At 61.3% G+C, this 12,181-nt stretch carries 12 protein-coding genes; 4 read left to right on the forward strand and 8 right to left on the reverse strand.

What is annotated here, in order from left to right:
• Positions 1-69 precede the first annotated feature (69 nt).
• Positions 70-501 (forward strand): thioesterase family protein, encoded by a 432-nt coding sequence (locus LOY28_RS01205; RefSeq protein ID WP_018929305.1) that lies wholly within the window; start codon positions 70-72, stop codon positions 499-501.
• Positions 502-569: 68 nt separating this feature from the next.
• On the opposite strand, the gene LOY28_RS01210 is transcribed toward LOY28_RS01205, so the two are convergent.
• The 4 genes from LOY28_RS01210 to LOY28_RS01225 form a co-directional block, all read right to left on the reverse strand.
• Complete coding sequence (locus tag LOY28_RS01210; protein WP_018929304.1) at positions 570-1,064, reverse strand: glycine zipper domain-containing protein; 495 nt, start codon at positions 1,062-1,064, stop codon at positions 570-572.
• Positions 1,065-1,313: 249 nt separating this feature from the next.
• On the reverse strand, positions 1,314-3,662 hold the full coding sequence (locus tag LOY28_RS01215; RefSeq protein WP_018929303.1) for an FdhF/YdeP family oxidoreductase: 2,349 nt from the start codon (positions 3,660-3,662) through the stop codon (positions 1,314-1,316).
• The gene (fdhD, locus tag LOY28_RS01220) at positions 3,659-4,498 is read right to left on the reverse strand and encodes a formate dehydrogenase accessory sulfurtransferase FdhD (protein WP_018929302.1); all 840 of its coding nucleotides are present in this window, start codon (positions 4,496-4,498) and stop codon (positions 3,659-3,661) included. Before fdhD ends, LOY28_RS01215 begins: the two co-directional genes overlap by 4 nt.
• Before the next feature lie 94 nt (positions 4,499-4,592).
• Complete coding sequence (locus LOY28_RS01225) at positions 4,593-5,480, reverse strand: LysR family transcriptional regulator (RefSeq protein ID WP_018929301.1); 888 nt, start codon at positions 5,478-5,480, stop codon at positions 4,593-4,595.
• A gap of 137 nt (positions 5,481-5,617) precedes the next feature.
• On the opposite strand from LOY28_RS01225, the gene lysM reads away from it, so the two are divergent.
• A complete protein-coding gene (lysM, locus tag LOY28_RS01230) occupies positions 5,618-6,058 on the forward strand; it encodes a peptidoglycan-binding protein LysM (RefSeq protein ID WP_018929300.1) in 441 nt (146 codons plus the stop codon).
• A gap of 152 nt (positions 6,059-6,210) precedes the next feature.
• Here lysM and yrfG read toward each other — a convergent pair whose 3' ends face one another.
• The gene (yrfG, locus tag LOY28_RS01235; RefSeq protein ID WP_007939517.1) at positions 6,211-6,873 is read right to left on the reverse strand and encodes a GMP/IMP nucleotidase; all 663 of its coding nucleotides are present in this window, start codon (positions 6,871-6,873) and stop codon (positions 6,211-6,213) included.
• 90 nt (positions 6,874-6,963) lie between these two features.
• Between yrfG and nudE the strand changes: the two genes are divergently transcribed.
• Both nudE and cysQ read left to right on the forward strand, forming a co-directional pair.
• A complete protein-coding gene (nudE, locus tag LOY28_RS01240; protein WP_018929298.1) occupies positions 6,964-7,530 on the forward strand; it encodes an ADP compounds hydrolase NudE in 567 nt (188 codons plus the stop codon).
• A complete protein-coding gene (cysQ, locus tag LOY28_RS01245; protein ID WP_064615857.1) occupies positions 7,527-8,360 on the forward strand; it encodes a 3'(2'),5'-bisphosphate nucleotidase CysQ in 834 nt (277 codons plus the stop codon). The genes nudE and cysQ overlap by 4 nt, the downstream gene beginning before the upstream one ends.
• 108 nt (positions 8,361-8,468) lie before the next feature.
• On the opposite strand, the gene LOY28_RS01250 is transcribed toward cysQ, so the two are convergent.
• The 3 genes from LOY28_RS01250 to LOY28_RS01260 are packed head-to-tail and all read right to left on the reverse strand — an operon-like array spanning position 8,469 to position 12,164.
• Positions 8,469-8,924 (reverse strand): thioesterase domain-containing protein, encoded by a 456-nt coding sequence (locus LOY28_RS01250; RefSeq protein WP_018929296.1) that lies wholly within the window; start codon positions 8,922-8,924, stop codon positions 8,469-8,471.
• A 40-nt stretch (positions 8,925-8,964) separates the two neighbouring features.
• A complete protein-coding gene (locus LOY28_RS01255; protein ID WP_258612958.1) occupies positions 8,965-10,359 on the reverse strand; it encodes a sigma-54 dependent transcriptional regulator in 1,395 nt (464 codons plus the stop codon).
• On the reverse strand, positions 10,356-12,164 hold the full coding sequence (locus LOY28_RS01260; protein WP_018929294.1) for an ATP-binding protein: 1,809 nt from the start codon (positions 12,162-12,164) through the stop codon (positions 10,356-10,358). Before LOY28_RS01260 ends, LOY28_RS01255 begins: the two co-directional genes overlap by 4 nt.
• Between the last annotated feature and the right edge of the window lie 17 nt (positions 12,165-12,181).

Here is a 12,181-nt window from a genome sequence, read left to right on the forward strand (position 1 = left end):
GTAGTGCCTGTGACAGCGCCTTCGCAGTTTCACCTTAAACTGGCCATCCAACTCCAGGAACCGACGCTGATGTCCAACCCGATGCCCCATCGCACCGACTACCCCCATTTCCAGCCCATCACCACCCGCTGGCATGACAATGACGCCTACGGTCATGTCAATAACGTCACCTACTACAGTTTTTTCGATACGGCGGTGAACACCTACCTGATCGAAGTCGGCGGCCTGGATATCCATGACGGTGAGGTGGTGGGTTTTGTGGTGAGTTCGGCCTGCGATTACTTCGCGTCTATCGCCTTCCCGGATCGGATCGAGATTGGCCTGCGGGTCGGCAAGTTGGGCAGCAGTTCGGTGCAGTACGAGCTGGCGGTGTTCAAGGCTGGAGAAGATGAGGCCTGCGCGGCAGGGCGCTTCGTGCATGTATTCGTCGATCGGCTGTCGAATCAGCCGGTGGCGATTCCTGCCGGGTTGCGCGGGGCGTTGGAGCGACTGGCGATCTGAGGGCAAAAAAAATCGCAGCCCGAGGGCTGCGATTTTTGGATCTAACGGTCGACGAGGCGATTCAAGCCTCAGTCGTCATCGTGATAGCGATGGTGATGCTTGCGATGCCCATACGCATGGCCGCGACCCGGGTGACCACGGTAGTAGCGACGATCATCATCGTCATAACCACGACGATAGGAACGACGATCATCGTCGTCATTGCTGCTGTTGCCCATATGGTTACCCAGCGCGCCACCGAGGCCGCCGCCTGCTGCGGAGCCGATCAGGCTACCGGTGGTGCCGCCCATGCTGCGGCCGACCACGTTACCGCCAGCTGCGCCCAACGCACCGCCAATGGCGGCTTCGCCACGGCTGCGTCTGTCTGCGCCAACTGCGCTACCACCCGCGCCGCCCAGGGCCGCGCCAATGGTTGAACCTGTACTGCCGCCTAGTGATTGACCGACGACCGAGCCAAGAACCCCGCCCAATGCGCCGCCCACACCTGCTTCGGTGGTGCCGCCAGCAGACGCGAAGCCACTGACCAGGCCAAGGGACAACAAGAGAATCGAGGAGAACTTCATAGAGGAACCTCAAGGGGATGACGGCGCGATCCTGAGGCTGTGTCATGGTTGTGACAATAGAAATCCGACGAATAACACGACTTGAGCACATTTCTATAAGTTGCTGTTTTTTGGGCGGAACTTAAGTGTTTTTCGCCGGTCTTTAGCTACTTCTCAAAGGCCGTTTTCATATGAAAACGGCCTTTTTTGTGGGCGATTGGAAAGTACGGATCGGAAAAATTTGTTGAGTGGGCTACCGCCATCGCTGCGTCAAGCTGACTTGGCCATGATCAACCCGGTTTCACTCGCCGCCTCCAGCCGGATCGCCACAAACTTCGACGTCGGCGTATGGCTGCCATCGCCAGTGCTTTCCAACGGCACCAGCGGGTTCACTTCCGGATAGTACGCAGCCGCTTGCCCGGCAGGAATATCAAACGCCAGCAGGGTAAAACCCTTGACCCGCCGCTCACGGCCATCATCCCAGATCGATACGATGTCAGCCTTTTGCCCCGGTTTGAAGCCCAGGCGAATGATGTCGGCTTCATTGACGAACAACACATCCCGCTGACCTTTCACCCCGCGATAACGATCATCAAGACCATAAATGGTGGTGTTGTACTGATCGTGGGAGCGCATCGACTGCATGATCAGGTCCGGCAGTACGCCGGTGGCGCGGGTGCGTTCGTGCACCAGGTGTTTGGGCAGGATGTTCGGACGGAAATTGGCCCGACCCGATGGGGTATTCCAGCGACGTGCGCCGGCACTGCTGCCCAGGTAGAAACCGCCAGGGTTCTGGACTTTCTCGTTGAAGTCCCGAAAGCCCGGGATGGTGTCGGCGATCAGGTCGCGGATGCGGCTGTAATCAGCCACCAGCCAGTTCCAGTCCACCGGTTTGCTGCCCAGGGTCGCGGCGGCGATACCAGCGATGATTGCAGGCTCCGAGCGCATCAGGTTCGACAACGGTTGCAACTGACCGTTGGAGGCGTGGACCATGCTGAAGGAGTCTTCCACGGTCACCGCTTGGGCGCCTTCGGTCTGGATATCGATATCGGTGCGGCCCAGGCACGGCAGGATCAGCGCGTCTTTACCGTGGATCAAATGGCTGCGGTTGAGCTTGGTGCTGATCTGCACGGTCAGGTCGCAGTTGCTCAGGGCCTGGAAGGTCCGTGGGCTGTCCGGGGTGGCTTGGGCGAAGTTGCCGCCCAGGCCGATGAAAACTTTCGAACGGCCTTCGGCCATGGCGTGAATCGCCTCGACCACGTTGTGGCCGTTTTCGCGCGGGACCTTGAACTGGAAGCGCCGCTCCAGAGAGTCGAGGAACGCCGCAGGCGGGCGTTCGTTGATGCCCATTGTCCGGTCGCCCTGCACGTTACTGTGGCCGCGCACCGGACACAGACCGGCCCCCGGCCGGCCGATGTTGCCGCGCAGCAGCATCAGGTTGGCGATTTCCTGGATGGTCGCCACCGAATGGCGATGCTGGGTGATGCCCATCGCCCAGCACATGATCACGTTCTTGCCTTTGGCGTACATGCGCGCCGCTTGCTCGATTTCCACCAGGGGCAGGCCGGATTGCTCGACGATCTGCTCCCACGGGGTGTCGTCGACGATGCCGAGGTATTCCAGAACATTGACGCTGTGTTCATTGAGGAAGTCGTGGTCGAACACCGCAGGCTCACCCGCCTTCTGCGCATCGCGCTCCCATTGCAGCAGGAACTTGGCCATGCCGCGCATGATCGCCATGTCGCCGCCCAATGCCGGACGGAAGTACGCGGTGTTGGTCGGTTTGTCGCCATTGGTGAGCATTTCGATCGGGTGTTGCGGGTGCTGGAAGCGTTCCAGGCCGCGCTCTTTCAGTGGGTTGATGCACACCACCTGCGCACCGCGTTTCACCGCTTCGCGCAGTGGCTCGAGCATCCGCGGGTGGTTGGTGCCAGGGTTTTGGCCCCAGACAAAAATTGCATCTGCATGTTCGAAATCGTCGAAGGTCACGGTGCCTTTGCCGACTCCGACGCTTTGGGCCAATGCCACACCGCTGGCTTCGTGGCACATGTTCGAGCAGTCGGGGAAATTGTTGGTGCCATAGGCGCGCACGAACAATTGATAGAGGAACGCCGCTTCGTTGCTGGCACGGCCCGAGGTGTAAAACTCGGCCTGATTCGGGCTCGACAGCCCTTGCAGGTGTTTGCCGATCAGGGCGAAGGCGGCTTCCCAACTGATCGGTTTGTAACGATCGGTTTCGGCGTCATAGCTCAGCGGCTCGGTCAGACGGCCCTGGTACTCGAGCCAATAATCACTTTGTTCCAGCAACGAGCTAACGCTGTGCTTGGCGAAAAACGCGCCATCGACACGCCGTTTGGTCGCTTCCCAGTTCACTGCTTTGGCGCCGTTCTCGCAGAACGCCACCATGCCGGCTTCCTTAGAATCGCCCCAGGCGCAACCGGGGCAGTCGAACCCGCCGTTCTTGTTGGTCTTGAGCATCATGCGCAGATTTTTCAACGCGTTGTCGCTGGTCAACCAGGCACGGGCAACGCTGGCCAGCGCGCCCCAGCCACCGGCCGGTCCTTTATAAGGCTTGTAACGTGGAACGGGTTTCTGGTCGGCTTGTTGGTGTTGGCTCACGCTTGTTTCTCCGTCGCGGGGCTGTAGACCCGCGGCGCACTTTTTTGCGGCAGGTGGATGAGATTGAGGTTGTGTCGACGGGCCCATTGCACGGCCAGGCCCGTGGGCGACGACAGGCTGACCAGGGTCTGGATGCCGGCGCGTAAAACTTTCTGGATCAATTCGAGGCTGCAACGGCTGGTGACAATCGCCAGACCATCGGTGGTCGGAATCTTCTGGCGGATCAACCCACCGATCAGCTTATCGAGGGCGTTGTGTCGGCCGATGTCTTCACGGCCCAGCAGCAATTCGCCTTTGCCATTCATGAACACCGCCGCATGCACCGCGCCGCAATGCTGGCCCAGAGGCTGGAATTCGCCGATGCGATGGCGCAGACCGTCCAGCCATTCGGCCGGGGGCAGCGGGGCGCCGGGCAACACCTTGAGATCAGGCAGCGCTTGCTCCACCGCTTCCACGCCACAGAGCCCGCAACCGCTGGTGCCGGCCAGTTGCCGGCGCTGCTGCTTGAGGTTCCAGAAGGCGCGGTTGGCGATGGTCACTTGCGCGTATTGCGCCGAACCCGAGCCGCTGAGTTGCAGGTCATAGATGTCTGAAGCGTCGTCGATGATGCCGCTGCCGAGGCTGAAGCCGACGATGAAGTCTTCAAGGTCCGTCGGCGTCACCAACATGACGGCCTGGCTGATGCCGTTGTAGGCGATCGCCAACGCGACTTCCTCAGCCAGCGCGGTGCTGGATGATTCGGAGTATTCGAGGTTGCAGTAACTGTATGTCTGGCTTGCGGCGGGCGCGGGCGTTTCGAGAGCGGGCGCCGCGCAGCCGGGGCGCTTGGCGTTCATTAGGCATCACCGACGGTTTGGTCAGCTTTAAGCCTAGGCGCGTCAACATGTCGCGTCTAATCGCTATTACTGATCTACCGATAGATGGCGTCGATCAAGAGTCTGTCAGTGATTTCTGATAGATCGCAAAACAGGCTTCTGCCAAGGCCGAACGCGGAGCGCTGCGACGCATGATCAGCCCCAGCCGGGCGAGGGTCTGGGCGCTTTCGATGGGTTGCAGGCGCAAGTGATCGGTGAGGTTTTCGAGGCCGCTGTTCAGCGGCATCACCGCGCAGCACAGGCCACCGTGTACCGCTTGTAACAATTGGTGGACTGCATCGGTTTGCAGCAACGGTTGTGGGGTCAGGCCACGGCTGTGGAAGTTATGGTCGATGGACTGGCGAAAGTGCATGCCGCTGGTGAGCATGCCCATGGGCAGTTCGATCAGCGACTCCCAGCTCAGCGGCGCCTCGCCGAAACTGAAGAAGCGTTGATCGTAGAGCAGGCCCATGCGGGTTTCGCTGAACGCCAGGGAGTCGAAGCGCTCGCCGTCCAGATGCTCCAGGTACGATACGCCGAGGTCGAGACGGTTATTCGCCAGTTGTTCAAGGATCTGTTCGGAACTCAGGGCCGAGAGTTCGAACCGCAGGTTCGGGTGTGCGGCGTGCAGGCGTTGCATCAGCGGCACCGGGTCGAAACTCGACAGCGGCACCACCCCCAGACGCAACGTACCCACGAGGTTGCCGCGACAGGCCGCCGCTTCGGCCTGCAAACCGTCGTAGGCCGCCAGCACCGTACGCGCCCATGCCAGCACGCGCTCACCCGGCGCCGTGAAACCTTCGAAGCGTTGGCCGCGATTGACCAGCGGCAGCTCGAGTTCTTCCTCAAGGCTGCGCAGGCGCATGGACAAGGTCGGCTGAGTGATGTGACAGCGCGCGGCGGCCTGGCCGAAGTGTCGGGTTTCGTCGAGAGCGATGAGGAATTTCAGCTGCTTGATGTCCATCTTCGCTCCAGGGCGCCGGCAAGGTTTGCGATTCTACCGCCTGCGCGGGGTTGGGTCATTGGTCGGCTGGGAGTCGGTCTTCAAACGACTGGTCTAGTCTTGGGCGTCTGGAACCCAAATCCCAAGGAGCGTGCACCATGAGTATTTTTAGCTTTGTGAAAGAAGCAGGTGAAAAACTTATTGATCTGCTGACACCCGGCAATGCCAACGCCAGCGAGCAGCTGAAGGCACACATCAGCAAGGTCGGCTTGGGTAACCCGAATGTTCAGGCGACCATCGATGGCGACAAAGTCACCGTCACCGGTGAAGTGGCAAGCCAGGAAGAGAAGGAGAAAATTCTGTTGGCCGTGGGCAATATTGCCGGTGTCGGTAGTGTCGATGACCAGATCACCGTAACGGGGCCGGTTGCCAAGGCAGCGCAGTTCGTCACCGTTAAAAAGGGCGACACCCTCAGCGCGATTTCCAAGGCGGCATACGGCGACGCGAACAAGTACAACAAAATCTTTGAAGCCAACAAACCAATGCTTTCGCACCCGGACAAGATCTATCCGGGGCAGGTGTTGCGGATTCCTGAATAACACAGAACCTGTGGCGAGGGAGCTTGCTCCCGCTCGGCTGCGCAGCAGTCGCAATCTGGCCAATGCACCTTTCTGAAGGAACTCAGCCAGATTGGGAGCGCTTCGCACTCCAGCGGGAGCAAGCTCCCTCGCCACAACGACCGCGTCAGACTCTAAAGCCCTGCGATGAGCTCCCGATAATCCCCCACCGCCGCAAACTCTGCGGTGTCCTTCGGCCCTTTGCGGCTGTCCGGCTCGCTCACGGCCAGCAGGTGCGCCACCCCGAAATTGCGTGCGCTGCGCAGGATCGGCAGGGTGTCGTCGATGAACAGGCAGCGTGCCGGGTCGAAGCCGATATCGGCCTGCAAGGCATCCCAGAACTGCGGGTCTTCTTTGGCGAAACCGTAATCGTGAGAGCTGATCAAACGCTCGAAATACGGCGCCAGTTCAATTCTTTCCAGTTTCAATGACAACGAGTCGCGGTGGGCGTTGGTGATCAGTACCACGCGCTTGCCGGCCTGTTTGATCGCGGCCAGAAAAGTGTCCGCATCCGGACGCAAGGCGATCAGGTGCGCGGTTTCCAGTTTCAGTTCGCGCACCGACAACTTCAGTTCGGCGCTCCAGAAGTCCAGGCAATACCACTGCAACTGACCGGCATGGCGCTCGAACAGTGGCTGCAATTCCAGCTCCGCCATGGCCAGGCTCACCCCGTGCAACTCGGCATAACGCTTTGGCAGGTGTTCCAGCCAGAAATGGTTGTCGTAGTGCAGGTCCAGCAGCGTGCCGTCCATATCCAGCAGAACGGTATCGATGTCGCGCCAGGGCAGCAGGGACATAAAAAACTTCTCCAGCGGTAAAAAAGATATCCGAGGTAAACAATCAGGATAGGCCGGGTATAGTAACGCGTTCACGCCAAGGAGCTTCTCATGCGCCAGAAACCCACCATACTCGCCCGCGAGATCGTCGCCACCAGCCGATTATTCTGTGTCGAAGAGCTGAAACTGCGCTTTTCCAATGGCGTGGAACGCACTTACGAGCGATTGGTCGGTAAAGGCGCTGGTTATGGTGCGGTGATGATCGTGGCGATGCTCGACGCGGACCACGCCGTGTTGGTGGAGGAATACTGCGGTGGCACCGATGCCTACGAATTGTCCCTGCCCAAAGGCTTGATCGAGCCGGGCGAAGACGTGCTGGCGGCGGCCGAGCGGGAGCTCAAGGAAGAGGCCGGGTATGGCGCGCGGCAACTGGAGCACCTGACCGAGTTGTCGTTGTCACCTGGCTACATGAGCCAGAAAATCCAGGTGGTGCTGGCCACCGATTTGTACGAAGAACGCCTGGAGGGTGACGAGCCCGAGCCGATGGGGATGGACAAGATCAACCTGCGGGAATTGTCGGCGTTGGCGCAGAACCCGCGATTCACCGAGGGCCGTGCCTTGGCGGCGCTGTATCTGGCCCGTGATCTGTTGACTCAGCGTGGGGTGTTCCTGCCATGAAGTTGAATTTTCCCCATCCGTTGATGGCACCGGTGGTAGAACTGGCATTGAAGGCTGGCGAGGCGATCCTGCCGTTCTGGCGCGTCAACGTTGCCGTGACGGCAAAGTCCGATGATTCCCCGGTCACAGCTGCCGACATGGCCGCTCACCATGTGATCCTGGCCGGGTTGACGGCGCTGGACCCGACTATTCCGGTGCTGTCCGAAGAGGATGCCAACATCCCCCAGAGCGTGCGTGCCGGCTGGCAGCGTTGGTGGTTGGTCGACCCGCTGGACGGCACTAAGGAGTTCATCTCCGGCAGCGAAGAGTTCACCGTGAACATTGCGCTGATCGAGCAGGGGCGTGTGGTGTTTGGCGTGGTGTCGATGCCGACCAGCGGGCGTTTTTATGTTGGCGGTGACAGGTTGGGAGCCTGGCGTGGCGATAAAGGCGCTGAGCCAATGCCGATCCAGGTTCGCGAGGTGCCGGCGGCGGGTGAAGCCTTCACGGTGGTCGCCAGTCGTCGGCATTCAAGCCCTGAGCAGGAGCGCTTACTGGCGGGGTTGAGTGACAGTCTGGGCGAGCTGCAACTGGCGAATATCGGCAGCTCACTGAAGTTTTGCCTGCTGGCGGAAGGGGCGGCGGATTGTTATCCGCGATTGGCGCCGACTTCGCAGTGGGACACGGCCGCGGCTCAAGGTGTGCTGGAAGGCGCCGGCGGTGAGGTGCTGGATTTGAGCGGCGCGCCGTTCTGTTATCCGGCGCGGGAATCGTTGCTGAATGAGTTCTTCCTGGCGCTGCCGGCTAAAGCGGCTTGGCGGGAGAAACTATTGGCGCTCGCTCGGGCGTAAAGATCAAGAGATCGCAGCCTCGTTTCACTCGACAGCTCCTACAGGGGCGCGCTTCTCTGTAGGAGCTGTCGAGTGCAACGAGGCTGCGATCTTTTAAGATCGTTTGCTTTACCGGTGAAGGACGTATTGCCCGGTAAACCTCACCGCATCCTCATCACTCCCGGCATTCACGATCCGCGAATGCAGCGTCAACCGCGCCCGCCCATAGCGTCGATACATCGCCAGGAACTTCCTCCACACTGCCGGGTTCGGTGCCTGACAGATCGCCGTCGCGTCCATGGTGACCGGCAGCGGGTAGTTGATCTGCCCTTCCTGAATCACGATGTGCCCGTCTTCGATACCTTCTTCACGTAAACGCAAATGCAGCCAGCCCCAGCCGGCCAGCACCGCGCCGCAATACAGGCTGCCACCGAACATGGTGCTCTTGTGATTGACGTTGGGCTCCAGCGGCAGATGCAGGCGCAGTTGTTGGTCATGCCAGTCGAGCACTTTGAGGCCCATGTCCCGCGTGAGGGGGATGTCGCGATAGAGGATCGATTCCAGGTGACGACTGTCGCGGTTCATTCGCGGGCCTTTTGTTTGATGGGGATGATTTTACGGTAGCTCAATCGAGGTCGTCGGTATGGCTGCTGGTGCCGCCATCGGCGAAGTTCAGGCCATGCTTGCGCAGCTTGTCGTGCAGGGTTTTGCGCGGAATGCCGAGCGCTTCGGCGAGGCTGCGCACGGAGCTGTGCGAGCGCGCCAGTTCGGCGGCAATCAGGCTCTTCTCGAAGTTCTCGACTTGCTCGCTCAAGCCGCCGCTGACCACTTCAACCGTGGTGCCGACACCGCCATCCGGTGCGCTGTTGTCCAGTGCCAGCTCCAGGCCCAGGGCAAAGCGCTCGGCGGCGTTCTGCAGTTCCCGCACGTTACCTGGCCAGCTGTGACGCAGCAGCAGCGCCCGTTGCCCCGGTTGCAGTTCGTGGGGCGGCAAGCCGTGGCGGGTGCTGGCTTCGTCGGCGAAATGCTGGAACAGCACCAGCGCATCTTCGCCCCGTTCGCGCAGCGGCGGAATGCGCAACGGCGCAACGTTCAGGCGGTAATACAGGTCGGCACGGAAGCGCCCCTGATCGGCGGATTGCCGCAGGTCTTCCTTGGTCGCGGCGATGATGCGGATGTCCAGCGGGATCAACTGATTGCCGCCCAGGCGCTCGACGACCCGCTCTTGCAACAAGCGCAGCAATTTCACCTGCACGTCCAGGCTCATGCTTTCGATTTCATCGAGGAACAACGTGCCGCCGTTGGCGAATTCGAACTTGCCGATGCGGCGCTTTTGCGCGCCGGTAAACGCGCCGGGTTCGTGACCGAACAACTCGCTTTCCACCACCGACTCGGCCAGGGCCCCGGCGTTGATTGCCACGAACGGGCCGTTACGCCGACTCGACAAGTCGTGCAGCGCGCGGGCCACCACTTCTTTGCCTGCACCGGTTTCACCGAGAATCAGCACGTCAGCCTTGGTCGCCGCCAGTGCCCCGATCTGCTCGCGCAGGCGCAGCATCGGCGCCGATTGCCCTACCAGTCGGGCGCTCAGTTCGTTGCGATCGCTCAGGGCCAGCCGCAGGCTGCGGTTGTCCAGTACCAGACGGCGCAGGGCCAGGGCGCGACGTACGCTGTCGAGCAGGGCGTCACTGGCGAAAGGTTTTTCCAGAAAGTCATAAGCCCCGGCGCGCATGGCCTGCACCGCCAGGGGGACATCGCCGTGGCCGGTGATCAGCAGCACGGGCAGCTCCGGATCCTGGGCGTGGAGTTCGGTCAGCAGTTCGAGGCCGTCCATGCCCGGCATGCGGATGTCACTGACCACCACGCCTGGCCAGTCGCGTTCCAGTTGCCCGGCCAGGCCCTTGGCTTCAGCAAGCGGCAGGATCTTCAGGCCGGCCAGGTCCAGGGTCTGGCTCAGGGCCTGGCGCAGGTGGGGATCATCGTCGATCAACACGACCTGGATGCGGTTGTCGATGGTCATGCACTTCGGTCCTCGGACGGTTGCAGGCTCACACCCGGCGCGCCTGCGCGCAGCTTTAGGGTAATCAGGGCGCCGCCTTCCTTATGGTTGGAGAACGACAGTTCACCACCGAAGGCGCGCATCAGGGTGTCGCAGATCGCCAGCCCCAGCCCAAGTCCCTGAGTGCGGGTCTTGGTGGTGTAGAAGGGCTCGCCGGCACGACCCAGCGCTTCCAGGCAGAACCCGGGGCCGTTATCGCGAATGTACAGAGTGACGCCGTCGGCGGTGGATTGGGCACTCAACCAGAGTTTACGCGGCGGGCCTTTTTCCGTCAGGGCATCGAGCGCATTGGCCAGCAGATTGCCGAGTACCTGGCGCAGACGGGTTTCTCCAGCCTCGACCCACAGGGTGGCGGCCGGCAGGTCGCGGATCAGCTCGACTTCCATGCTGCGCCGACGCTTGGCCAGTAACGCCAGTGCGTCGTCCAGCGCCGGTTGCAGGGCCACGCTTTCCGGGGCATGGCGATCACGTCGGGCGAAGGCGCGCAGGTGGGCGATGATCGACGCCATGCGCCCGGTCAGCTCGCTGATCAGCTTGAGGTTGCCGCGAGCATCCTCGGTGCGCTGATGATCGAGCAGCACTTCAGCGTTTTCCGCGTAGCTGCGGATGGCCGCCAGCGGTTGGTTGAGTTCATGGCTGATACTCGCCGACATTGTTCCCAGCGCCGAGAGCTTGCCGGCCTGTACCAGATCATCCTGAGCGCGTACCAGTTCTTGCTGGGCGTGTTCGCGCTCCAGCACTTCCTGTTTCAGTCGACGGTTGAGGCCCTCAAGGTCGCTGGTCCGTTCGGCGACCCGGCCTTCGAGTTCCTGGCGGGTCTTGGCTTCGAAGGCGATCCGCTCCAGGTAATGGCGTCGGCGTTGCATCATCAGGCCAAGCAGCAGCATCAATACCAGCAGCGTTGCGCCGCCGATGGCCACGACTGTGCGCACGGGGCGGTCGATCAGGGTGCGTGGAGCAAGGATACTGACACTCCAGCCGGTTTCTTCGATCTGCCGGGTTTGGGTCAGCCAGGCATTGGGGTCGAGACTCAACGGCTTTGGATCGCGGGTCGGATAGGGTTGAATCGCGGCGACGGCCTTGTTCTCCTCATCACTCAATGGACGGGTCGAGCGGAAACGCCATTCTGGCCGCGATGTGAGGATGACCACACCGTTGTGGTCGGTGACCAGCAGTTGTTCCGGGGTTTTGCCCCAGAGGCTTTCGGTGTGATCGAGGTCAACCTTGACCACCAACACGCCGATGATTTTTTCACGATCGTGTACCGCCGCAGCGAAGAAGTAACCGCGCTTGGCCGAGGTGGTGCCCAGGCCAAAGAAGCGCCCCAGGCGCCCGGCCATGGCTTCGCTGAAATATGGACGGAAAGAGAAATTGCGGCCGACGAAGCTGTCGTGTTTGTCCCAGTTGGAGGCCGCCAGTGTCTTGCCGGTGGTGTCCATCAGGTACATGACTTCGGCGCCGGTCTGGGCACTGATGTGTTTCAACAGACGATTGGCATTGCCTTGAATCACGCCCTCATCGGGGGCGCCCAACGTCGCACGCAGGGCGGGCAGGTCGCCGAGAATCTGCGGCAGCACTTCATAGCGGTGCAGGGTACCCAACAGGTTGGCGACGTAGAGGTCGAGGGTCTGACGGTTCTGCCCGGCCAGCTCGCTGCGGTAATAACGCTCGGCCAGATGCTCCAGCGGCCACAGCAAGGGTGCCAGGCACAACGCAAGCAGTGCCAGGCTGCGCCAGCGGGGTCTGCGGGGGAGGGTCGGTGTCATGAGCATCAAGCGCCTGT

The sequence above is a fragment of the Pseudomonas sp. B21-017 genome, from assembly GCF_024749245.1.
GTDB lineage: Bacteria > Pseudomonadota > Gammaproteobacteria > Pseudomonadales > Pseudomonadaceae > Aquipseudomonas.

Excerpts from the sequence above, each read along its gene's own strand:
- lysM (WP_018929300.1), top strand. The coding sequence starts at position 5,618 with ATGAGTATTTTTAGCTTTGTGAAAGAAGCAGGTGAAAAACTTATTGAT.
- nudE (WP_018929298.1), top strand. The coding sequence starts at position 6,964 with ATGCGCCAGAAACCCACCATACTCGCCCGCGAGATCGTCGCCACCAGC.
- LOY28_RS01260 (WP_018929294.1), bottom strand. The coding sequence starts at position 12,164 with ATGACACCGACCCTCCCCCGCAGACCCCGCTGGCGCAGCCTGGCACTG.
- LOY28_RS01250 (WP_018929296.1), bottom strand. The coding sequence starts at position 8,924 with ATGAACCGCGACAGTCGTCACCTGGAATCGATCCTCTATCGCGACATC.
- cysQ (WP_064615857.1), top strand. The coding sequence starts at position 7,527 with ATGAAGTTGAATTTTCCCCATCCGTTGATGGCACCGGTGGTAGAACTG.
- LOY28_RS01210 (WP_018929304.1), bottom strand. The coding sequence starts at position 1,064 with ATGAAGTTCTCCTCGATTCTCTTGTTGTCCCTTGGCCTGGTCAGTGGC.
- LOY28_RS01255 (WP_258612958.1), bottom strand. The coding sequence starts at position 10,359 with ATGACCATCGACAACCGCATCCAGGTCGTGTTGATCGACGATGATCCC.
- LOY28_RS01205 (WP_018929305.1), top strand. The coding sequence starts at position 70 with ATGTCCAACCCGATGCCCCATCGCACCGACTACCCCCATTTCCAGCCC.
- fdhD (WP_018929302.1), bottom strand. The coding sequence starts at position 4,498 with ATGAACGCCAAGCGCCCCGGCTGCGCGGCGCCCGCTCTCGAAACGCCC.
- yrfG (WP_007939517.1), bottom strand. The coding sequence starts at position 6,873 with ATGTCCCTGCTGCCCTGGCGCGACATCGATACCGTTCTGCTGGATATG.
- LOY28_RS01225 (WP_018929301.1), bottom strand. The coding sequence starts at position 5,480 with ATGGACATCAAGCAGCTGAAATTCCTCATCGCTCTCGACGAAACCCGA.